The organism is Pedobacter jamesrossensis (genome assembly GCF_042650905.1).
Taxonomy (GTDB): Bacteria; Bacteroidota; Bacteroidia; order Sphingobacteriales; family Sphingobacteriaceae; genus Pedobacter; species Pedobacter jamesrossensis.
The window spans coordinates 23,706-44,505 of the sequence record NZ_JBHSBY010000034.1; the positions used below are offsets into that span (position 1 = coordinate 23,706).

Sequence of the window (20,800 nt, forward strand, 5' to 3'; positions counted from 1 at the left end):
ATTATACCCATTTTATGGTGAAAGGTAAAAGGTGAAAGGTAAAAGGTTCTGCAAATGTCAAACCCTAAGCCCTAAGCCTCTAAAGCCTAAACCTTAAATGCACCTGATTCGGATAATGCCGGCGTAGGGAAGAGGTTAAATTTTACAATGCTGTTTCGCCCTGAAAACAGTTTTCAATTATTTTTTATTGTGCCGTTGGCAAAAGTATTGTAAATGAATTTTCAAGATTGGTTCAGGCTCTTTAAAGAGCAAATTCTTCACACCTCAATAATCGAATGGTTCGCGGTTGGTTTCGGCGTTTCCGAGGTCTTATTAGCTAAGAAAAATAATATTTGGCTGTATCCGACAGGTATCGTCTCTATTTTACTTTCCATGTTCTTACTGTTAAATGTAAAGCTGTATGCAGAAATGCTACTTAGTATCTACTATTTAGTAATGAGTGTTTATGGTTGGGTAATCTGGAAAAAACGCAAATTAGATGGCGAAAATCAGGTTTCATGGAGTACAAATAAGGAGCTGTTAATTGCGATTCTAATATCTGTAATTGGTTTCTTGGTATTTTATTTTGTCTTGCGAAATCATACAGATTCTGATGTGCCTTTGTTGGATGCGTTTGTTTCCTCTACAGCTTGGGCAGGAATGTGGCTCTTAGCTAAACGTAAAATAGAAAACTGGATTTTTCTTAATATATCTAACATTATTGCCATCCCTTTATTGTTTCATAAAAAATTGCCGCTTATGGCATGTTTAACTACATTTTTATTTGTAGTGGCCATTTTTGGTTTTATGGATTGGAAAAAAATTATTGGAAAAAGAAAATTGAAAACTGCATAGCCATTTAAATATATGGAAAACATAATAACACAAACTTGGCAACAAAAAGTAGATGAATATGCTCATCTCTCAGAAGAGATGGGGCAGTTACATCCAGAAATTTTAGAGCAGGCTTATCAGGAAAACTGGTTCAAGCTCTTTGTTCCGGAGATTTATAGCGGTGCAGGGAAAAAACTACCAGAAATTTTGCGTTTAGAAGAAGAGCTTGCAGAAGCCGATGGCAGTTTAGGCTGGACAATTACTCTTTGTGCAGGCGCTGCCTGGTTTGCTGGTTTTTTAGCGCCAGAGTTAGCAGGAGAAGTATTTGCAGATAGGAAAGTTTGTTTCGCCGGAAGTGGGGCAGTGGGTGGCATAGCTGTAAAAACTAGAAATGGCTATCTAATTAATGGCCATTGGAAATATGCTAGTGGCGCTTTACACGCAACTATTTTTACCGCAAATTGTCTGCTCAAGAATGAAGATGAATCAGATATATTAGATCAGGATGGAAACCCTAAAGTGATGTCGTTCATTCTTAAAAAAGATGAAGTAGAAATTTTACCGGGCTGGTCTTATTTTGGATTAATTGCTACAGGCAGTCATGCTTTCGAAGTTAAAAACTTAGTCGTTCCAGTCAACCGAACTTTTAAAATCAATAACGATATCAAGGTTGCCGACCAGGGTTTTGATTATCCGTTTTTACAGCTGGCTGAAACAACCCTTGCAGTAAATAGTTTAGGTATGGTGAATCATTTTATCCGTTTGGTGGAGGACTTGTTTTTAAATCGTTCGGGTTTAAAGAGATATAATGAGGCACAAATCGAGTTTTTTACTTCAGAGCTTAATAGATGTAAGGGCGAAGTTGAAAGTTTAAAAACAGAATTTTATAAATCCTTTGATGAGTCTTGGGAACAGTTGCTCGAAAATAAAATTATTGACGAGAAGAAATTAGCGGAAGTAAGTTCAGTTAGTCGTAAGCTGGCTCATGCTTGCAGAAGAGCAGCAGATACACTCTTTCCTTATTGCGGGCTAGAAGCAGCTAAAAAAGATTCAGAAATCAACCGGGTTTGGAGAGATATCCATACAGCTAGTCAGCATGCTTTGCTAACTTTTGAAAGCTAAGTTTTTATTAAATTAGATGCATAAGCTCCGCTATTCGGCACGCTTCATGCGAGTTATTTACTCTTAATTTCTCCAATATATTTTGGCGATGTCTATTTACTGTATTAATACTTATGGAGAATATACCGGCAATTTCTTTGCTCATTTTGCCTTTTCTTATCAGTTGCAAGATTTCTTTTTCGCGTAGTGATAAAATATTAACTGATTTTTGATTATCAGCTTTTATAATTTGACCTGTAGCAGAATTTACAATTGCTCGGTCTGGTTTTTCAAGTGAAAATTCATCATCTAGAAAATTGTATAAACAAAGTGCTAACCATAAACTGCCGTTTGGTAAACTCGAAACATAAAACATTCTATGTTTAATAAAAATATATTTTCCCGATGAATTAATTATTCTAATTCTGCTGCTAACATGATAATTTCCCCTTTCTAAAATAGGGATGCTTTTAATCATATTAAAGAACTGCAATTCAAGCAAATGTTTGTCAAGTAAGTCATCTGGATGTATTTTACTGAAAATTTCCTCTTCCCAAATCGAATTTATTTCTTCCGAATTGTCATTTGCAGATAGGGCTAATTCTTTAGCTACGCTTCCGTTATAAAGGTAACTTTTGTTTGCTTTCATATCGCTGAGTACAGCAATTGAGTTCTCTATTTGCGAATACATAAATGCGGTGTACTGGTAATGTGCTAAACTTATGGTTTTGGTCGCATCATCGTTAAAAATCTGGCTAAGCAGTTTTTCGTTCAGTGTATTTACAATATTCATATTTGTATGGTTATTTATCAGTATTGACTGCCCGCTTACGGTGGTTTACCTTTGTTGAAGTAAATATAATTATGGTTATTAACTCAAAGAACGAATGAAGAAATTTATTTTAAGCATCCTTGCAATTACATTGGTACAAAAAGGTTTTGCTCAAAGCCTCGAAAAAATGCAGTGGTTTAACGAACCCGAGAAATGGGAAATAAAAAATAATACATTAAATATGTTTGTCACACCTCAAAGCGATTACTGGCGAATCTCACATTACGGCTTTACAGTTGATGATGCTCCATTTTATTATACAACTTATGGAGGAGAGTTTGAAGCTAAAGTAAAAATAACTGGAGATTACAAGGCTCGATTTGATCAAATGGGTCTAATGCTGAGGATTGACCATGAGAACTATATAAAAACAGGGATTGAATTTGTTGATGGAAAATATAATTTAAGCACAGTTGTAACGCATAAAACCAGCGACTGGAGTGTAACAACGTTAGATAAATCGCCTCCATTTATATGGATAAAAGCAGTTAGAAGATTAGATGCTGTAGAAGTATTTTATTCTTATGATGATAAAACTTACATGATGCTAAGGAATGCAAATCTTCAGGATAATATACCTGTAATGGTTGGCTTAATGGCTGCCAGTCCAGATGGAAAAGGTTTTAATGCCAAATTTGAAGGGTTTAAGGTAAGGCACTTGTCCGATCAAAGGAGATTGGAATGGCTAAAGAAAAACGGCAACTAATTTTATAATATTCATCTACTGATGGAAAATCAGGTTTAATTGTTAATAACCTAAAGAAAAAGCGTTCCGATTTGCATTGGAACGCTTTAATTTATAGCTTAATTTTTAATATTATTGATATTGAATATATATCGGTTTTGGTGTTAGTTTTAACAACTCTTCCGGCGTCATTAAACGTTTTGGGTCTTTCTTCAAATCGTTTTTGTAAAATAATTTGAAACCTGTAAACTGAACGGGTTCGCCTTGTATAAAATGACGGTAGGTTCCTTTTTTCAATTCAGGTTCACCCCAACCATCCATATGCATTACAACCTGAACTTCCGGACGAAGTTTAATGCTTTGAGAGTTGGTTACCATTTTTTTAGTAAAACGGTGTAAAACGAATACTTTTGGAGGCAGATTATATTTTTTAACCATATCTGCTAAATATCCTGTTACATAATTAATATCTGCCGCATCATAAGTTCCGATTTTTTTACCAGGTAAAGAACCATCCTTCATAGAAAATTCTGGGTCGATACCTAAATGAACATAAGGCAATTGTAAATACTTTTCTATATGAGGTAATTCTGCTTTTATTGTACTCAATGCAACTTGCAAGTCTAAAAATACTATAGTGTTTGGCTGCATTTTAGCAATTTTTAATACTGAATCAATTTGCTTATTCGCCATTCGATTTATGTATTTTCCATCTCTGCCTGCTGTGCCGCTGGCAACCGCTGCTATGTAGTGCAAACCTGGTTGTACTGGTGTAGATGGGTCTGCCTTTTCCCAACGCTTAACTTCTGCGTTTAAGCGTTGCCACATTTCTTTTGGAGCATATTCCCCAAGAGCTCCCATTTTTTTAGAGTGTAAGTTGCCATAATAAACAACAATGCGTTTAAAAGGTAAAATGGCTCCAGTCAAAGGAATCGGTTGGTTTTTCACTGGCCATTTGCCTGTTGTATCGCCATTAGCTAATTTACGAACTAAAGAATCGTATAACTTAGGATCAACAGGTTTCATTACATTTGCTGTAGAGTCTGTTTTCTTTTTTGTTGTATCAGCAGAAAAGATTTTGCCAATGCCACCGCTTTTGCCATCCGAATTACAGTTAGCAAATAAGCTGATTGCGGCAAAACCAAGTATTAGAGTGCCCGCCAATTGAGGAAATTTCATAGAATTATTTATAGATAGTTAATGTTTAAGCAGTTTTTCCGAATCTGTTAGTACATGAAAGTAGGATTGAAAACCCATAGTTCAAAATAAAGTAATCAACATTTACACATTGCAGAATTTGCCAAAGACACCCAAAGGAAGTTTAATGCCTGCTGTAGCTTGAAGATACAATTCACCGGTTTCTAAATTTTTAACGCTAGGGAATGATGTGCGAATTAAATTTTCTACAATAACGGAAGAAAATCCTAAAGAGTAGGTGTTCAATATTAAAAAATGTTCTTTTTCATCTAAAAGCTGAACAACATCTTGCATCATCTCTTGAATGTGATCTTCAAGTTTCCACTTTTCGCCATTTGGCCCGTGACCGTATGCTGGAGGATCAAGAATAATACCGTTATATTTTTTACCTCTTTTAAGTTCTTTTTTAACAAATTTCAAAGCGTCTTCCACCATCCAACGGGTATTTTTTAAGCCAGAAAGTTCTTGGTTTTCATTTGCCCAGGAAACCACTTGTTTTATAGAATCTACGTGTGTGGTTTCTGCCCCGGCTGCATTTGCAATTAATGATGCCGCTCCTGTATATGCAAAAAGATTTAAAACTTTTGGTTGTGGCGTTTTAAATTTTTTAATCGATGAAGAGATAAAATCCCAGTTAACAGCTTGCTCAGGAAAAACACCAACATGTTTAAAAGAAGTTAAGCCCAACCGAAGTTTAATGGCTACATCATCATTTTTGTATTCTACATGCCAGCGGTCTGGAATCGATAAGTTTTTTTTAACCCATTCGCCTGATGTAGCCGAACGACCACGGAAAGTTATATTGGCAGTTTTTTTCCATTCTTGTTCTGATAATGTTTTTTTCCAAACGGCTTGTGGCTCTGGTCTGATTAAAATAACATTTCCAAAACGTTCTAGTTTTTCAAAATCCCCGCAATCAATTAATTCGTAATCTTTCCAATGGGTCGGGGCAAGTAATTGTATCATGTGTTATTATGTAAATCGTCACTGCGAGGCACGAAGCAATCTGTTCAGAAAGATATCTTCGTGCCTCGCAATGACGATGGCTTTTATTAAATTAAATATAAGAATTTTATTAAAACTTATCTTTTGCTGCTTTCATAAAACGGCTGGCGAATACGAAGTCGTTAAGTTCTTTAATATCTGTGTGTGCAATTTCTTTATTACTACCTTCCCAGAATTTTTTTCCTTCGTGTAAAAACACAATATAATCTCCAATACCCATTACCGAGTTCATATCGTGGGTTACTACAATTGTGGTGGTTTTATATTCTTCAGTTAATTCCTGAATTAATTCATCAATTACGATAGATGTTTTTGGATCTAATCCTGAATTAGGTTCATCACAAAATAAGTATTTCGGATTCATAGAAATTGCTCGTGCAATTCCTACTCGTTTTTTCATACCGCCCGATAATTCGGCAGGAAATAAGTCGTTTTTACCAGCGAGGTTAACGCGTTCAAGACAAAAGTTTACACGATCTATTTTTTCACTTCTAGTTTGATTGGTAAACATATTTAAAGGAAACATAATGTTGTCTTGCACAGTCATACTATCAAAAAGTGCAGATCCTTGAAAAAGCATACCAATTTCTTTACGAACATCAATACGTTGTTCATAGGTCATGGGTGTAAAATCGCGTCCATCGTATAACACAGAACCAGAATCTGGCTGATGCAAACCAACCATACATTTAAGTAATGTTGTTTTACCCGAACCAGAACCGCCGATGATAAGATTGGTTACGCCTTCTTCAAACTTTCCGGAAATTCCTTGTAAAACATCGTTTCCAGAAAATGATTTATAAATATCTTTAATCTCTATCATTACAATAATAATTGAGTTACTAAATAATCGCAAACAAGAATGGAAATACAGCTAATTACAACTGCCCTAGTACTTGCCTGAGAAACTTCTAAAGCACCTCCTCTAACATAAAAACCTTCGTAGGCCGGAACGGATGTAATGATAAAGCCAAAAACAAACGCTTTTACCAGAGCAACGACGATTGTATATGGGTTAAAGTCTGTTGTAATACCCTGTATGTATTCTGCAGGCGTTACCGCGCCAGATATAGAACCGCCAATGTAACCACCAGTAATACTTAAAAACATAGAAATGATAACCAACATTGGTACCATAGTTATGCCCGAAATAATTTTTGGAAGAATTAAATAACCTGGTGCATTAATACCCATAATTTCCAAAGCATCAATTTGCTCGGTAACACGCATAGAGCCAATTTCTGATGAAATGGCTGAACCGATTTTGCCAGCCAGAACGATTGCACTAATGGTTGGGCTTAACTCCAAAATACTCGAATCTCGGTTTACAGAACCGATAATTGTTTTTGGAATGAAATCACTTACCAACTGGAAAGCAATTTGCAAAGTCATTACCGCACCAATGAAAGTTGAAATAATAGCGATTAGTCCTAATGAACCAACGCCGACGTAATCCATCTGTTTCGCGATTTCCTTAAGATATATCTTCAGTTTTTCCGGCTTTCTGAATACAGATTTGAGTAGCAGTATGTACCTGCCGAAATTGGTAAAATTCATTCCGTATGGGTTACTTAATTTAAATGTCTTATATTATATACTACAAAGAAACGATAAAAAAGTTGTAGGGCTTTGTTAATTGCAAAAATATTCGTGGTTTTAAATATAAATATGGTTTTTTGCTTACAAAAATTAAACCATAAAATTATGAATGCTGTAATAACCGGAGCAACAAGAGGAATTGGCAGAGCTATAGCGATTAAGCTATGGGAGAAAGGTTTCAATTTGGCTCTTGTAGCCAGAAATAAAATGGAACTGGAAAAACTTCGGGATGAATTGTTTGTAACTGGCAGAAAGATTTTAATTTATGCTGTTGATTGCGGGATTAAAGAAGAGGTTTATAAATTTTTAAATGCTAATGAAAACGAATTTGGCTTTGCCGATGTTTTAGTAAACAATGTTGGCGCTTTTTTACCAGGAAGTATGCTTGATGAAGAAGATGAAGCCTTTGAAAAACAACAAAGTATTAACGTAAATGCTGGTTACTACATTAGTAAGTTTTATGGTAAGAAAATGCGTTCGGAGAAGCGTGGGCATATATTTAACATATGTTCGGTAGCCAGTAAAGCACCTGTAAAAAATGGGGGCAGTTATAGTGTAACAAAAGCAGCGATGTTAAGTCTTAATAATGTATTGCGGCAAGAATTAGCTCCACACCAAGTAAAAGTAACTGCCTTTTTGCCGGGTTCAACCAAAACTTCATCCTGGGAAGGAACAACAATTCCTGATGAAAAATTTGTACAACCCGAAGATATTGCAGAAACGCTATTTACCATTTTAAACTTAAGTAAAGGGGTAAATGTTGATGAGGTGCTAATCACTCCGCTGGATTTTTAAACACAAAATGAACAGCGTTATGGAAAAGAAGCTTTTTAGAAACGAACACGATAAGATGATTGCGGGTGTGGCTTCGGGGCTTGCAGATTACATGCAGGTAGAGGTAACCATAGTTAGATTATTGTTTGCATTATCGGCCATATTTATGGCTGGAGGTGGCTTGGTAGCCTATATAATTATGTGGATAATTGTTCCGGTTAATAATGACCCGGCAGCAAAATTCTCTAAATTTAACGACTACTTTAATAAAAACAACCCAAATGCACAGCCATTTGGAAATCCAAATCCTTTTTCTGGACCAGTTGGTTCTGGTAACACAAATTGGTCACAGCCTATAAATGATACACAGAAGACACCATTTGAAACGCAGGCCGATTTTAGTAAATTCAGCAAGCCAAACGATACTGGGCGAACAATAGGCGGTTTGGTTTTATTGGTGATTGGGTGCTTCTTTTTAATGAGAGAGCTTGATTTTATACCTGATTGGTTTAGATTTAGAAACTTTTGGCCAGTAATATTTATTGTTTTGGGTATTAGCATCATTGCTAAATCGAAAAGAAAAAATGAATGGGCGGCTTTTCAAAATCAACAAGCTGCAGAAGAACCAAAAACAGAAACTGTAACGGATGCAGTGGTTGTTGAAGAAACTCAATTTCCGAAAGACGAAAATAATTCAACACCTAATAACCCTCAAGTATAAATATTATGAAACTAGATAGATTAATTTGGGGTATTTTACTGCTCTTTATTGGCGGAGTACTCTTACTGGAAAACTTTGGCGTAATCGAATTTTACTGGCGTAACGTATGGCATTTTTGGCCAGTGTTCTTAATTATTGCTGGTGTAAATATTCTTTTTAATAAAAATAACTCTCAAACTGGTAGTGTAATTTCGATTGCTGTTTTGGTTGTTACTTTATCATTCCTTTTCTTTAAGGGGCAACAAGAACCTAATCGTAACTCGTGGTGGGGAAATAATTTAAAAAAAGATATCGATATTAATTTAGATGATAACGATAATGATGATGAAAGCAATGATACCGCTTTCAATCAATTAAGATTATCTGAACCACTGGTTGCAATTGATAGCGCTAAAAAAACGATTTTAAATATTTCTGGTGGCGGCGTTTCTTTTAACCTTGATGGTGAAACAGCTGATTTAATAAATGCAGATGTAAAGAAAAAACATGGAAACTTTTCTTTAACCAAGCAAACTACCGATAGCACAACCGTTTTAAATTTTAAAATGGGTGATAAAAAGAATAAATGGAATTTTAATGATGGTGGAAATGATGTAGATTTCAAATTGAATAAATTACCAGAATGGACTATCAATATGAAGTTAGGCGCTGGTGAAGCTGATTTTGATTTTGCTGATTATAAAGTTCGTACTTTCCGCTTTGATGGTGGAGCAGCATCAATGGATATAAAAATTGGCGATTTATTACCAATTACAGATGTGATTGTAAAATCTGGTGTTGCAGAAGTAAAAATAAAAATCCCGGAAGGTTCTGGTTGTATAATTAAGACTAAAACGGGTCTATCTGCCAAAGATTTCTCTGGATTTGATAAAATCAGCGATGGTGTTTATCAAACTTCAAATTATAAAAGCGCTGCAAAAAAAATCTTTATTAATTTAGATGGTGGATTGAGTAGCTTTGAGGTGAGTAGATATTAAGAAAGGTTGAAGGTTTAAATGCGAGGTTTAAGGCTTTACTTGGCCATACCTAATAAATAAACCTAAAATCATTAAATAGTAATGAACCCAGAAGAATATACAGTAGTTATTAATGGAAAACCACAAGGGCCGTATAATTTAGCTGAGCTTAACAATTTAAATATTAAGCCAAATACATTTATACGAAAACCTGGAATGGACGATTATAAAGAAGCTCATGCAATTCCCGAATTGCGTGAGCTTTTGGGTTTCAGTTACCAGAAAACTGCACCTCAGTATTTCGCATCTTTTGATTTGAGATTGCTGGCCTCGGTTATCGATCACTTCTTTATTTTTTTAATCTATTGCGCTATTATTTTAGTGAGTTTTATTTTTGTTGAAGGAAAGGATACACGCCTTATGGTTTTCTTGGTACCATTGCCTTCAATTTTTATTTTCAAACTTATCTATGGCAGCATCGCCGAATCAACTAAAAGCCAGGCAACAATTGGAAAGCGGTTGGTTAATATAAAAGTTACAGATTTAGAAGGCAGCCCTATTTCTTTTGGTAAATCTTTAGGCAGAAATTTTGCTAAAATCTTTTCTGTAATCCCTGTTTTCTTTGGTTATTTCTATAGTTTTCTAAATAAAAAAAATCAATGTTGGCACGATATAGCTGCAGATACTTTGGTGATAAAAGACAGGTTGATATAAAGCATGAAGGATTGAGTGAATTACAAATTAAAGTTGCTTGCACATTATTACTCTCATCGTAAATGGAAACAAACAATTTAACAATTCATCAATTTAACAATTAAACATTTAGCTTATCTTTGCAGTCGCATGGAAAATATATCGGTAAAGCATGATTTAGCAGGTGGTTATTGCAACAATTTAACCACTTATTCTAGGTTTTTAACTCGAGAAGTGAAAATTGGAGATATTGCCTTAGGTGGTCATAATCCAATTCGCATTCAATCGATGACAACTACCGACACTATGGATACCATCGGAACGGTTGAGCAAACCATTCGCATGGTAGAATCGGGTTGCGAGTATGTTCGTATTACTGCTCCAAGCATAAAGGAAGCCGAAAATTTAGCCAATATTAAAAAGGAATTACGCTATCGCGGATATGATGTTCCATTGATTGCTGATATTCATTTTACACCAAATGCTGCTGAAATGGCGGCAAGAATAGTGGAAAAAGTTCGTGTAAACCCTGGTAACTACGCAGATAAGAAGAAATTCGAAAATCTTGAATATACACAAGACGCTTATACAGCTGAGTTAGAAAGGATCAACAAAAAATTTATTCCGTTGATTAAAATCTGTAAAGAATATGGTACAGCGATGCGTATCGGAACCAATCACGGTTCGCTTTCTGATAGGATTATGAGCCATTATGGCGATACTCCTCGTGGTATGGTCGAATCTGCAATGGAATTTATTCGCATGTGCGAGGCCGAAAACTATTATAATCTGGTTATTTCTATGAAAGCCAGTAACACGCAGGTAATGGTTCAGGCATACCGTTTGCTTGTAGAAACTATGGTAAAAGAAGGAATGAACTATCCTTTGCACCTTGGGGTTACCGAAGCTGGTGATGGCGAAGATGGTCGGATTAAATCGGCTGTTGGTATTGGAACTTTATTGGAAGATGGTTTGGGTGATACAATTCGTGTTTCCTTAACTGAAGACCCTGAATTTGAAGCGCCAGTAGCTAAGGCGCTGGCAGATAGATATGTCGAAAGAGTTGAAAGTGAAAAGTTAAAAGCCATAATTCGGGAGCCTGAAAATACATCATCCATTTTTCATCAAACATCGTCCATTAAAACTTATTCTCCTTACGCTTATTCTAGAAGAAACACTGAGGCTGTTCAGCATATTGGCGGGCAACATCATCCTATAGTTATGATTGATGTTTCAAAAGAAAACCTAAAAGACCCATATTTTTTAAGTTCGGCGGGTTACAATTACAGCGCTGGTTTAGATAAATATAATTTAGCTGACCAAGCTTGCGATTTAGCTTTCTTGGGTGATAATTTACCTTCATTTTCTTTCCCTGGGAATCTAAAACAAGTTTATAATTATAAAACCTGGTTAAGTTTAAAGGATAAAAATAACTCCCATCCACTATTTTCTTTTGAACAATTTAGCAATGCTGATGTGAAAGATAGTGCTTTAAACTTTGTTGAAATTGATGCAAAAGAATTTAATGTTTCAGCGATTCAACAATTAAGCAATTCAACAATTTTGATTCTAAAAACTTCTGCAACTCATGGAATGGCCGAACAAAGAGCTTTTTTTGTGGCTTTACAAGAGCAGAATATTCAAATTCCGGTTATCATCAAAAGAACTTATCAGGATTTAGATGCAGATACTTTAATGCTTTATTCAGCAACTGATTTAGGTGCTTTATTTACAGATGGTTTTGGCGATGGAATATGGGTTGATGCAAAAGGTCATAATTTGGCCTTAATCAATTCTACAAGTTTCGGGATTTTACAAGCTACACGTACACGCATAAGTAAAACTGAATATATTTCTTGTCCGAGTTGTGGCAGAACACTTTTCGATTTACAGGAAACCACTCAACTTATCCGTTCTCGAACCGATCACTTGAAGGGTCTGAAAATTGGCATAATGGGCTGCATTGTAAATGGTCCCGGTGAAATGGCCGATGCGGATTATGGTTATGTAGGTACGGGTCCTGATAAAATTACTTTGTACCGCGGTCAGGAAGTTGTTAAGAAAAATGTAACCACTGCGTATGCTTTAGATGAGTTGATTGATATCATCAAAAATGATGGGAACTGGGTAGAGAAAGGTTAATAATGTTTTTGGTTTATCATTCTGAGCTTGTCGAAGAACCTTAAATATTGATAATGTTTCGACAAGTGCAATATGACAAGATGTATAATGCACTTTTCGAAGCACTTCATAATTTCTAATCCATAAATCTTAAATTGCTCTTATGAATCTATTGGAGTTTCAATCCATATTTAACGAATTACGAAAACTCTTAATTGAACAAGGTTTAACAGGTAGCACCTTAGTTTACTCTTATTTCATAATTGGTCTTATTGGCGTTACACTGTTTTTGTTTGTTAGCATATTTGTTACCAGGCAAGTTTTTATTGGTGTAGTAAAAAGTGCCAAAACAAAATCTGACTGGCAAAGTGCGCTTTTTGAGTTTCGCGTTTTTAGAGCCTTTGCTTTGATTTTTGGAGCTTATATTATCTATAACGTTGTTCCACATGTTTTTATTGATTTTAAAAACTGGCTTTTTTATGCCCTAATTTTTTCTAAAATATATGTGGTTTTAGCGACCATGTTTGCAATAAATGCTTTTCTAAATGCACTTGTTTCCATTATGGAAACTTCGCGAAAATATGCAGATAAACCTATTAGAAGCTATAAGCAGGTGGCTAAGATCATCATTTATATTTTAGGCTTTGTACTGATTTTATCTATCATCTTAAACCAATCGCCGCTGTATGTTTTTGGAGGCTTTGGTGCTGTTACTGCTGTATTCATTTTGGTTTTTCGCGATCCAATTCTAGGTTTTGTGGCATCGGTACAAATGAGTGCTATTGATTTGGTTCGTGTTGGCGACTGGATTACAGTAGAGAAATACGGTGCTGATGGTGAGGTAACCGAAATCAACTTAACTACAATTAAAGTTCGAAACTGGGACAAAACAGTAACCATTGTACCCAGTTATGCAATAGTAAGTGAATCGTTTAAAAATTGGCGAGCTATGGAAGAAAGTGAGGGCAGAAGAATAAAACGTCACATTAATATTAAAATTTCGAGTATTAAATTCTGCGATGAAGAATTAATTACTCGCTTGCAAAGCATCGACTTTTTAAAGGATTATCTAAAAGAAACACAGCTGAAAATTGCTGCTTTTAATGCAGGAAACACAGTAAATCCTAATAATTTAGTTAACGGTATACATATGACTAATATTGGTACTTTCCGTGTTTATGCGGAGAAATATTTGGAAAGCAATCCTAACATCAATACCGACTTAACCTTTATGGTGCGCCAGTTACAGGCAACAGAAAATGGTTTGCCAATAGAAATTTATGTATTCTCTAAAGAAAAAGCTTTAAAGAAATTTGAAGAGGTGGCAGCAGATATTTTCGACCATTTGCTTGCTGCGGTTCCTTATTTTGATTTAGAGATTTTTCAAAGCCCAAGTGGAAGTGACATGCGAGGTTTTGTGGGGAGAGGGCATGATTAGTGCAATTTGGAACCTTAGGACGGCCCTCACCGCCAGCTAGATAGCAATCTAACTTTAGCTGAACTATTTGATGAAATCGCTTCCTAGTTCAGAGTGAGCAAAAGGTTTAAAATTAATGTATCAAACGCCCTAAATTACTCCCCCAAAAACAATAAACACTTTTCACAAACTTTAAATAAAAGTGGCGGTAAGGTTTCATTCTCATAAGGTTGCGATGCACCATAAACATGATTTGCTCCTTCAATTTTTGCCAATCTGCTACCTGGATTTGCATCTGCTAACTTCTGTGCGTTTTCGAAAGGAACGTTTATATCATCATCTCCTTGAACAATTAGCCAAGGGATATTAATGAGTTTTGCTGCATTTAAAATGTTCAGCATTTCAGCGTTTTCGTTTAAATCTTCTAATAAAGTTTTATTTAAAGGCATCTGCTCTTTTGTGCGAGCATTGGTAACAAAGATTTTCCCAGTTTTTAGCCATTCTGCTTCTTGTTCTTTTTTCCACAGGCTTGCAAAATCTGTAATCGAACTCCAGGTTATCAGTTTATTTACTCTTAAGTCGTTTGCTGCTTCGATAATTGATAGTCCACCACCACGACTATGGCCAATCAAATTAATTGGTGTTTCTTTTCCATAAGCTTTTTCAATGTAATGGAGCACGGCATTTAAATCGTACAATTCTTTAGAAAAAGTATTCGCAGCGAAAGCTTCTAAGTCAGTTATATCTTTTGGGTTATCTGAAGGCACGCCACCATAAGAGAAATTGAATTTGATATAACGATAACCGTTAGCAGCAAAATAGTTGGCAACTAAATTATGCGCACCCCAATCTTTAAATCCCTTAAAACCATGAACAAAAAGTACAATTGGCTTATTAGGATTTTTATCATCATAAGTGATGTCTCCAATAATTAATTTTCCGTCTGAACCACTAATGCTAAAATCGTTTTGTGCTATCATATTTTTTTAACAATATCTAGTGGTACAAAGTTTGTCTTTCTTTTAAAAATATAAAGAAATGACTACAGAAAATCAAACCCCAAACCAAGAATCCGAAAATGGATTTTTCGATGATTTAAAAGGTAAATTAAACGAATTTAAAGATAAAGCTGAAGATACCTTTGATGAAATAAAAGATAAAGCTGAAGAATTGAAAGGAGTAGCTGAGGATAAATAGGAAGATTTAACCTCAAATGAGGATAATAAAAAGTAATTTACAATAGGTGAAAAACAGGTAAAGGTTAAGGTTTACCTGTTTTTTGGTATTATAGAAAACTTTCTTTAGTATGGTTGGTGTTTCTCTCGGAACAAAACCTAAAGCTCTGTTTTGCTGAATTCCTTATGCAGATTCTTCGGAAAGTTTTTAAAGAATTGAAAATTTGTTTAACGATTTGCAGGTAGGTACTTTGCAATTCCCCTTCTTATTTTCAAGGAGTGGTTGCTCGGGGTGGTTTTTGTGGTTTCGAGCATAGTTTTATTTTACTTAAGCGGGATTGACGTGAATACTTTTTGCTATATTAATGAAAAAGATTGCCACGTCGTTCCTCCTCGCAAAGACGATTTTTGGAGCATGACAAACCTTAATAACATTGAAACAAAAAGCGGGACTAACATTTACCAAAATTAATGTAATTGCTTTCCAAATAATCCTTTATCTTTTAGTGTAAATCCATGCCAACCAAATAAATAGTGCTTGAAAAGGAATCCGAACCCATGCAATAAGCGGTGTAATTTCGATTGACTTTAACATAAATGGCGCTTTCTGAATCATGTAAATATGAGCAGGCATAAAGGCTAAAAGCATCAAGATAATTAGCCACGCAGCCAATTTTCTGCTTCGCGAAAAAAGCAGCATAATACCAAAAGCAATTTCTAAAATGCCGGATAAGTAAATTAAAAATTTGTGAGAAGGCAACCATTCTGGCATAATAGCATAATAACCTTCGGTCGATACAAAATGATTAAAGCCTGCTAGAACGTAGAATAGGGCATAAATCCATAAAAGAATTTTAAATGTTGTGGATAGTTTGTCAGTGTTTTGCATTTATTTAAAACCGTTCTAAATTGATGTAAATTACAGATTAATGACGGTGACATGCCCTAACCATGTTACTTTTGTATCCCGATAATAGTTAATAACGGAGCACTTGGAATATTTAAAAGTAATAGCTTTTACGCATCACCACATCGACCTGAAATCTTTAGGGAAATTAGTTATTTGTGATCAGAGTTTAGATAGCAGGTTGAAGAATCTTCAAGCAAAACTTCCTGTTAGCGAAATTTTCTACATTGGTACGTGTAATCGCGTTGAGTTTGTTTTTCTTACTAAAGAAAAAACCGACAAAGAATTCGTTACTAAATTCCTTACCGTTTTAGATATGGGTTTGCCTCCAGAATTTATGGAGCGTTTCCTTGATAATGTTACGGTTTTCGAAAATGAAGAAGCTTTTAATCATCTTTTAAGAACATCTTGTTCTTTAGAAAGTTTGGTGGTTGGCGAAAAGGAAATCCTTGCTCAAATACGTAAAGCTTACGAAAACTGTCGCGACGCAGGTTTCACGGGCGATTATTTGCGTATGATTATGGATAGAGTGGTTAAAACAGCGAAAGAAGTTTACACTCACACTAACATTGCAAAAAATCCAGTTTCAGTAGTTTCATTGGCTTATCGTAAACTGAAAGAATTAAATATGTGTGGCAATTCACGCATTTTAATTATTGGTGCTGGCGAAACCAACCAAAATATTGCAAAGTATCTTAATAAACATAAATATTCAAACTTCTCTATTTTCAACCGCACGCTTTCAAAAGCTGAGACTTTAGCCGAAGAGTTAAATGGTAAAGCTTATGATTTAGAGGTGCTGGAGAATTTCACAGAGGGTTTTGATGTAATTATAACTTGCACAGGCTCTACCGAGCCAGTAATTACCGAAGAACTTTACGCTAAATTGCTTAACGGCGACACTGGCAAAAAGGTAATTGTAGATTTGGCTATTCCCAATGATGTTGCTGCGGCCGTTATTCACAACAACCCAATTCACTATATCGAGGTAGAATCTTTAAAAGAAGTTGCTCGCAAAAATATTCAAGAACGTTACAACGAGTTGGTTCATGCCGAAGAAATCATTAGCAATAACATTACTGAATTTTTTACCGTTTTAAAACAACGTCGCATCGAATTAGCGATGCAAGAGGTTCCACGTAAGATTAAGGAAATCAAAAATACCGCTATGAACGGTGTATTTGCTGATGAAATTAGTCAAATGGATGAAGTATCTCGTGAGGTTTTGGAGCGTGTAATGAACTATATGGAGAAAAAATGCATCAGTGTTCCAATGATTATGGCTAAAGAAATTTTGGTTAATCAATCTTAGCGTTAACCGCAAAGTTCACAAAGTTTAGGCGCAAAGACCGCCAAGCAAAATCCTATATTTCATATCTAGCTTGCCGAGGAATGAAGCAGGCTTCATGCTGATTTGAGGAAAAAGCATTGAAATCGTTAGCGGTATCAATCCTTAAAACCACTGAACAAAATAATTTTAAGCTGTGCTTAGCTTTGTAAGGAGGGAAAAACTAAAAAAATTATTTTCAATAGCAATTTGAAGAGCTTTTTAGCAAATCAGTAGCAAGCCTTGATTATTCATAGGTGTTAATTGTTTTTAATGGCCTTCATGAGTTCGCAAAAAATACTCGGTTTTTGCCCCACTTTTTATCTAGGAAAAGTGGAAAAGCCGCCCTCGGCCAGCGGATAAATTAACATCTCTGTAACCTCACTGTCGCATTTTTAAACAATTCATGGTATAAAGCAAATTAAACTTAAATTTGCAGCTCATTAAAAGTTTATAGTGAAGAAATTAACCATCGGAACACGCGGTAGCGAACTTGCTTTATGGCAGGCTAATCATATTCAAAATGAGTTAGCAGCCATAGGAATTGAAGCAGAAATAAAAATCATTAAAACACAGGGCGATAAAATCCTGAATTTACGTTTAGATAAATTGGAAGGCAAAGGTTTTTTTACCAAAGAATTGGAAGAAGAGCTTTTAGCAGGTACAATCGATTTGGCAGTTCATTGCTTAAAAGATTTGCCAACCAACCATCCTGCTGGCTTAACCATTGCAGCCATTCCTCCACGCGAAGAGGCAACGGAATATTTGTTGATTTTGAAAGATTGTGTAGATGTTTCTCAAAAACTTTCTTTAAAAAAAGGAGCCATGGTTGGCACTTCTTCAAACAGAAGAAAAGCACAGCTTTTAGGCTTGCGTTCTGATTTAGAGATTGAAGATTTACGCGGAAATGTTCCAACTCGCATTCAGAAACTAAGAGATGAAGATTACGATGCAATTATGTTGGCTAAAGCAGGTATTAAACGCTTAGGTTTAGATGTAAGTGAATTTCATGTAGAAGAATTAGAACCAACAGAATTTGTTCCGGCACCGGCTCAAGGTGCATTAGCCATTCAAATAAGGGAAAACGACAATGAACTTTTTGATGCGCTACAAACTTTACACGACCCTGCAACAGCCGAAGAAGTTGGTGTAGAACGTAAGGTTTTAAATCTTTTTGAGGGCGGTTGCCACATGCCTTTAGGTTGTTATTGCAAAAAAGAAGATGGCGAGTTCGAAGTGTGGACTTCAAAAGCAGAAACTGCAGAGGATTTCCCAGAGCGTTTATTTTTGCGCTCGGAAACTACTGATGGTTTGGCAGAAAGGATTGTTGCTAAGTTTGATAAGGAAAGAAAGAAACCTGCAAAGGTTTTTATTTCTCGCGAAATTGGAGAGCACAGTTATTTTCGCAAAGCTTTAGAAAGTAAAAATATAGAAATTGAGGGGCGTTCGTTAATTCGTACTTTCCCAATTGTAACGGTTTTAGACCAGTTTATTTTAAAAAATATCGATTGGATTTTCTTCAGCAGTCGTAACAGTGTGGAGTATTTCTTTAATCTTAAACCTCAGTTACCTAAAAAAACACAGTTTGGGGTTGTGGGAAGAGGTTCGGAAGACGCATTGCGCAAGTTTGGTCATTTTGCAAATTTCGTAGGTGCAAGTGGCGACATCACTGAAGTGGCCGAAGATTTTGCGAAACTGGTTTCAGGGAAGAATATTTTATTTCCAAGAGCGCAGGATTCTTTGCAATCGATTCAAAAATCTTTACCTGCAGATTCTAAAATCATTGATTTACCTATCTACGAAACGGTAATAGAAGAAAATATAGACCAAAGTTATGCTGATGTTTTAATTTTTACGAGCCCATCTAATGTTGATGCCTATTTCGCTGATAATTTATTGGAACCTGGTCAGCAGGTTATTGCGATAGGGAATTCTACAGGTAAGAAATTCGACGAAATGGGCGTGAAGTATGCTTTGCCCTATTCGCCTGATGAAATTGGATTGTCGGAAGCGGTTTTTGGAATAGAAATTAGGTAGAAAGGTTAAAGACTAAAGCTGAAAGAGCAAAGCGAAGAGAAAAGTAAACCGTAATCGGTTTGTTTCTAGAACTTTGAGGGTAAACTCCCCTCCTTATTTTCAAGGAGGAGTTGGGGGTGGTTTCTATTATAGAAGTACGAAACTAACCGATCTAAACCCGATTGAAGTGGAAGTACTTTTACCAAGTCCCCTTCAGGGGATTTAGGGGTAAAAGCTTGTAACGAAAAGCGGGACTACAGCAACCGAAGAACTACTGAAACTGCTTTTCAATATAAAATAAAAGAAAATTTTCGTGAAGACACGAATTAAAGCGCTCTAACAATTAATACAATTTTCAAGTCTTGATACTTGATACTAAATACTTGACAAAAAAATGTTACATCGTCCGAGAAGATTAAGGAAAAACCCGTTGGTTAGAGAGATGGTAGCCGAAACCCGACTATCGAAAGATATGTTTGTGTACCCATATTTTGTGGTGCCAGGAACGAATGTGACCCATGCAATTGATGCTATGCCAGGTGTAAACCATTATTCGGTTGATACTTTGGTTAAGGATGTTGAGGCAGGGATGAAAAAAGGCTTGAATAAAATTATGCTTTTTGGTGTTGGAGATGAAAAATCAGCCGATGCAAAATCGGCATATCACGACCAATCTTTGGTTCCGACAGCAGTGCGTGAGTTGAAAAAACAATTCGGTGAAGATTTATATGTAATTACTGATGTTTGCGTTTGTTCTTATACCACTCACGGACATTGCGGAATTATGGAGAACGATTACGTTCAAAATGATAAAACGGTTGATGTAATTGCGAAAATGGCTTTAACACATGCGCAAGCTGGTGCAGATATGTTTGCCCCCTCTGATATGATGGACGGTAGAATTGAAGCGATGCGTAATTTATTGGATGAAAACGGCTTCGTGAATGCTGCCATTATGAGTCATGCTACAAAGTTTGCATCAGCTTATTATGGTCCCTTTAGAGAAGCAGCAGATTGCGCACCAAGTAAAGGCGATAGAAAAGCTTATCAAATGGATTTCAGAAACCCTTTGGAAGCTTTGCGTGAAGCACAATTGGATGAACAAGAAGGTGCCGATGTTTTAATGGTAAAACCTGGATTAGCGTATTTGGATATTATTCAACGTTTGAAACAAGATACTAATTTGCCAATTGCAGTTTATAATGTATCGGGCGAATACTCGATGGTTAAAGCGGCCGCAGAACGTGGCTGGATTGATGAACAAAAAGTAGTAATGGAAACGATGCATGCTTTTGCAAGGGCCGGAGCAAGTATTATTACCACTTACCATATTAAAGATATTTTAAATAACGACTGGATATAATTTGAGCTGGAAGCTTAAAGCCGAAAGACCAAAGCGATTTTTACAGCGCTTAACTTTTCGCTTAAAGCTTTAGCCTTTCAGCTTTAAGCTTAATAAAA

Annotated in this window: 20 protein-coding genes; 13 read left to right on the top strand and 7 right to left on the bottom strand. The window is 35.8% G+C overall.

The genetic code is table 11. The annotated features are described in order from the left end of the window. Positions 1 to 213: 213 nt before the first annotated feature. On the top strand, positions 214 to 834 hold the full coding sequence (pnuC, locus tag ACFOUY_RS06820; RefSeq protein ID WP_378959735.1) for a nicotinamide riboside transporter PnuC: 621 nt from the start codon (positions 214 to 216) through the stop codon (positions 832 to 834). Positions 835 to 846: 12 nt separating this feature from the next. Further along, a complete protein-coding gene (locus ACFOUY_RS06825; protein ID WP_378959736.1) occupies positions 847 to 1,935 on the top strand; it encodes an acyl-CoA dehydrogenase family protein in 1,089 nt (362 codons plus the stop codon). A 7-nt stretch (positions 1,936 to 1,942) separates the two neighbouring features. Here ACFOUY_RS06825 and ACFOUY_RS06830 read toward each other — a convergent pair whose 3' ends face one another. Next, positions 1,943 to 2,707, bottom strand: coding sequence for a response regulator transcription factor (locus ACFOUY_RS06830; protein ID WP_378959737.1), 765 nt, complete (start codon positions 2,705 to 2,707; stop codon positions 1,943 to 1,945). 94 nt (positions 2,708 to 2,801) lie between these two features. On the opposite strand from ACFOUY_RS06830, the gene ACFOUY_RS06835 reads away from it, so the two are divergent. Further along, complete coding sequence (locus tag ACFOUY_RS06835) at positions 2,802 to 3,452, top strand: DUF1349 domain-containing protein (protein WP_378959738.1); 651 nt, start codon at positions 2,802 to 2,804, stop codon at positions 3,450 to 3,452. A 111-nt stretch (positions 3,453 to 3,563) separates the two neighbouring features. On the opposite strand, the gene ACFOUY_RS06840 is transcribed toward ACFOUY_RS06835, so the two are convergent. From ACFOUY_RS06840 to ACFOUY_RS06855, 4 genes are all read right to left on the bottom strand, one after another. Further along, on the bottom strand, positions 3,564 to 4,610 hold the full coding sequence (locus ACFOUY_RS06840) for a hypothetical protein (RefSeq protein WP_378959739.1): 1,047 nt from the start codon (positions 4,608 to 4,610) through the stop codon (positions 3,564 to 3,566). A 102-nt stretch (positions 4,611 to 4,712) separates the two neighbouring features. Beyond that, the gene (locus ACFOUY_RS06845) at positions 4,713 to 5,594 is read right to left on the bottom strand and encodes a class I SAM-dependent methyltransferase (protein WP_378959740.1); all 882 of its coding nucleotides are present in this window, start codon (positions 5,592 to 5,594) and stop codon (positions 4,713 to 4,715) included. A 109-nt stretch (positions 5,595 to 5,703) separates the two neighbouring features. Beyond that, positions 5,704 to 6,456 (bottom strand): ABC transporter ATP-binding protein, encoded by a 753-nt coding sequence (locus ACFOUY_RS06850; protein WP_378959741.1) that lies wholly within the window; start codon positions 6,454 to 6,456, stop codon positions 5,704 to 5,706. Further along, positions 6,456 to 7,190 (bottom strand): MlaE family ABC transporter permease, encoded by a 735-nt coding sequence (locus ACFOUY_RS06855; protein ID WP_378959742.1) that lies wholly within the window; start codon positions 7,188 to 7,190, stop codon positions 6,456 to 6,458. The genes ACFOUY_RS06850 and ACFOUY_RS06855 overlap by 1 nt, the downstream gene beginning before the upstream one ends. Positions 7,191 to 7,337: 147 nt before the next feature. Between ACFOUY_RS06855 and ACFOUY_RS06860 the strand changes: the two genes are divergently transcribed. The 6 genes from ACFOUY_RS06860 (at position 7,338) to ACFOUY_RS06885 (ending at position 13,935) form a co-directional block, all read left to right on the top strand. Continuing rightward, positions 7,338 to 8,027 carry an SDR family oxidoreductase gene (locus ACFOUY_RS06860; RefSeq protein ID WP_378959743.1) on the top strand — a complete coding sequence of 230 codons (690 nt, stop codon included), beginning with the start codon at positions 7,338 to 7,340 and terminating at the stop codon, positions 8,025 to 8,027. A 19-nt stretch (positions 8,028 to 8,046) separates the two neighbouring features. Beyond that, a complete protein-coding gene (locus tag ACFOUY_RS06865) occupies positions 8,047 to 8,727 on the top strand; it encodes a PspC domain-containing protein (RefSeq protein ID WP_378959744.1) in 681 nt (226 codons plus the stop codon). 5 nt (positions 8,728 to 8,732) lie between these two features. Beyond that, a complete protein-coding gene (locus ACFOUY_RS06870; protein ID WP_378959745.1) occupies positions 8,733 to 9,704 on the top strand; it encodes a LiaF transmembrane domain-containing protein in 972 nt (323 codons plus the stop codon). Between the two features lie 81 nt (positions 9,705 to 9,785). Further along, positions 9,786 to 10,397 (top strand): RDD family protein, encoded by a 612-nt coding sequence (locus ACFOUY_RS06875; RefSeq protein WP_378959746.1) that lies wholly within the window; start codon positions 9,786 to 9,788, stop codon positions 10,395 to 10,397. Between the two features lie 129 nt (positions 10,398 to 10,526). After that, positions 10,527 to 12,518 (top strand): (E)-4-hydroxy-3-methylbut-2-enyl-diphosphate synthase, encoded by a 1,992-nt coding sequence (gene ispG, locus ACFOUY_RS06880; RefSeq protein ID WP_378959748.1) that lies wholly within the window; start codon positions 10,527 to 10,529, stop codon positions 12,516 to 12,518. Positions 12,519 to 12,660: 142 nt separating this feature from the next. Further along, positions 12,661 to 13,935: a mechanosensitive ion channel family protein gene (locus tag ACFOUY_RS06885; RefSeq protein WP_378959749.1), complete on the top strand. Its 1,275-nt coding sequence runs from the start codon at positions 12,661 to 12,663 to the stop codon at positions 13,933 to 13,935. A 134-nt stretch (positions 13,936 to 14,069) separates the two neighbouring features. Here the strand turns inward: ACFOUY_RS06885 and ACFOUY_RS06890 are convergent, their stop codons facing one another. Further along, entirely contained in the window at positions 14,070 to 14,894 is an 825-nt protein-coding gene (locus tag ACFOUY_RS06890) for an alpha/beta hydrolase family protein (RefSeq protein WP_378959750.1), read from the bottom strand. Between the two features lie 58 nt (positions 14,895 to 14,952). Here ACFOUY_RS06890 and ACFOUY_RS06895 point away from each other — a divergent pair, with 58 nt between their 5' ends. Further along, entirely contained in the window at positions 14,953 to 15,111 is a 159-nt protein-coding gene (locus tag ACFOUY_RS06895; protein WP_378959751.1) for a YtxH domain-containing protein, read from the top strand. Between the two features lie 474 nt (positions 15,112 to 15,585). Here the strand turns inward: ACFOUY_RS06895 and ACFOUY_RS06900 are convergent, their stop codons facing one another. Next, positions 15,586 to 15,978, bottom strand: a complete 393-nt coding sequence (locus ACFOUY_RS06900) for a DoxX family protein (RefSeq protein WP_378959752.1) — start codon at positions 15,976 to 15,978, stop codon at positions 15,586 to 15,588. 103 nt (positions 15,979 to 16,081) lie between these two features. Between ACFOUY_RS06900 and hemA the strand changes: the two genes are divergently transcribed. The 3 genes from hemA to hemB all read left to right on the top strand — a co-directional run bounded on the left by hemA (position 16,082) and on the right by hemB (position 20,702). Continuing rightward, a complete protein-coding gene (hemA, locus tag ACFOUY_RS06905; RefSeq protein WP_378959753.1) occupies positions 16,082 to 17,308 on the top strand; it encodes a glutamyl-tRNA reductase in 1,227 nt (408 codons plus the stop codon). A 471-nt stretch (positions 17,309 to 17,779) separates the two neighbouring features. Continuing rightward, positions 17,780 to 19,360: a hydroxymethylbilane synthase gene (gene hemC / locus ACFOUY_RS06910; protein ID WP_378959754.1), complete on the top strand. Its 1,581-nt coding sequence runs from the start codon at positions 17,780 to 17,782 to the stop codon at positions 19,358 to 19,360. A 373-nt stretch (positions 19,361 to 19,733) separates the two neighbouring features. Further along, complete coding sequence (hemB, locus tag ACFOUY_RS06915) at positions 19,734 to 20,702, top strand: porphobilinogen synthase (protein ID WP_378959755.1); 969 nt, start codon at positions 19,734 to 19,736, stop codon at positions 20,700 to 20,702. The last annotated feature ends 98 nt before the right edge of the window (positions 20,703 to 20,800 follow it).

Bases quoted from the DNA above. Each gene is read 5' to 3' on its own strand.
- ACFOUY_RS06825 (WP_378959736.1), top strand. From the start codon at position 847: ATGGAAAACATAATAACACAAACTTGGCAACAAAAAGTAGATGAATAT.
- ACFOUY_RS06865 (WP_378959744.1), top strand. From the start codon at position 8,047: ATGGAAAAGAAGCTTTTTAGAAACGAACACGATAAGATGATTGCGGGT.
- hemB (WP_378959755.1), top strand. From the start codon at position 19,734: ATGTTACATCGTCCGAGAAGATTAAGGAAAAACCCGTTGGTTAGAGAG.
- ACFOUY_RS06870 (WP_378959745.1), top strand. From the start codon at position 8,733: ATGAAACTAGATAGATTAATTTGGGGTATTTTACTGCTCTTTATTGGC.
- ACFOUY_RS06885 (WP_378959749.1), top strand. From the start codon at position 12,661: ATGAATCTATTGGAGTTTCAATCCATATTTAACGAATTACGAAAACTC.
- ACFOUY_RS06845 (WP_378959740.1), bottom strand. From the start codon at position 5,594: ATGATACAATTACTTGCCCCGACCCATTGGAAAGATTACGAATTAATT.
- ispG (WP_378959748.1), top strand. From the start codon at position 10,527: ATGGAAAATATATCGGTAAAGCATGATTTAGCAGGTGGTTATTGCAAC.
- ACFOUY_RS06850 (WP_378959741.1), bottom strand. From the start codon at position 6,456: ATGATAGAGATTAAAGATATTTATAAATCATTTTCTGGAAACGATGTT.
- ACFOUY_RS06860 (WP_378959743.1), top strand. From the start codon at position 7,338: ATGAATGCTGTAATAACCGGAGCAACAAGAGGAATTGGCAGAGCTATA.
- ACFOUY_RS06900 (WP_378959752.1), bottom strand. From the start codon at position 15,978: ATGCAAAACACTGACAAACTATCCACAACATTTAAAATTCTTTTATGG.
- ACFOUY_RS06895 (WP_378959751.1), top strand. From the start codon at position 14,953: ATGACTACAGAAAATCAAACCCCAAACCAAGAATCCGAAAATGGATTT.
- ACFOUY_RS06830 (WP_378959737.1), bottom strand. From the start codon at position 2,707: ATGAATATTGTAAATACACTGAACGAAAAACTGCTTAGCCAGATTTTT.
- ACFOUY_RS06855 (WP_378959742.1), bottom strand. From the start codon at position 7,190: ATGAATTTTACCAATTTCGGCAGGTACATACTGCTACTCAAATCTGTA.
- pnuC (WP_378959735.1), top strand. From the start codon at position 214: ATGAATTTTCAAGATTGGTTCAGGCTCTTTAAAGAGCAAATTCTTCAC.
- ACFOUY_RS06840 (WP_378959739.1), bottom strand. From the start codon at position 4,610: ATGAAATTTCCTCAATTGGCGGGCACTCTAATACTTGGTTTTGCCGCA.
- ACFOUY_RS06835 (WP_378959738.1), top strand. From the start codon at position 2,802: ATGAAGAAATTTATTTTAAGCATCCTTGCAATTACATTGGTACAAAAA.
- ACFOUY_RS06890 (WP_378959750.1), bottom strand. From the start codon at position 14,894: ATGATAGCACAAAACGATTTTAGCATTAGTGGTTCAGACGGAAAATTA.
- ACFOUY_RS06875 (WP_378959746.1), top strand. From the start codon at position 9,786: ATGAACCCAGAAGAATATACAGTAGTTATTAATGGAAAACCACAAGGG.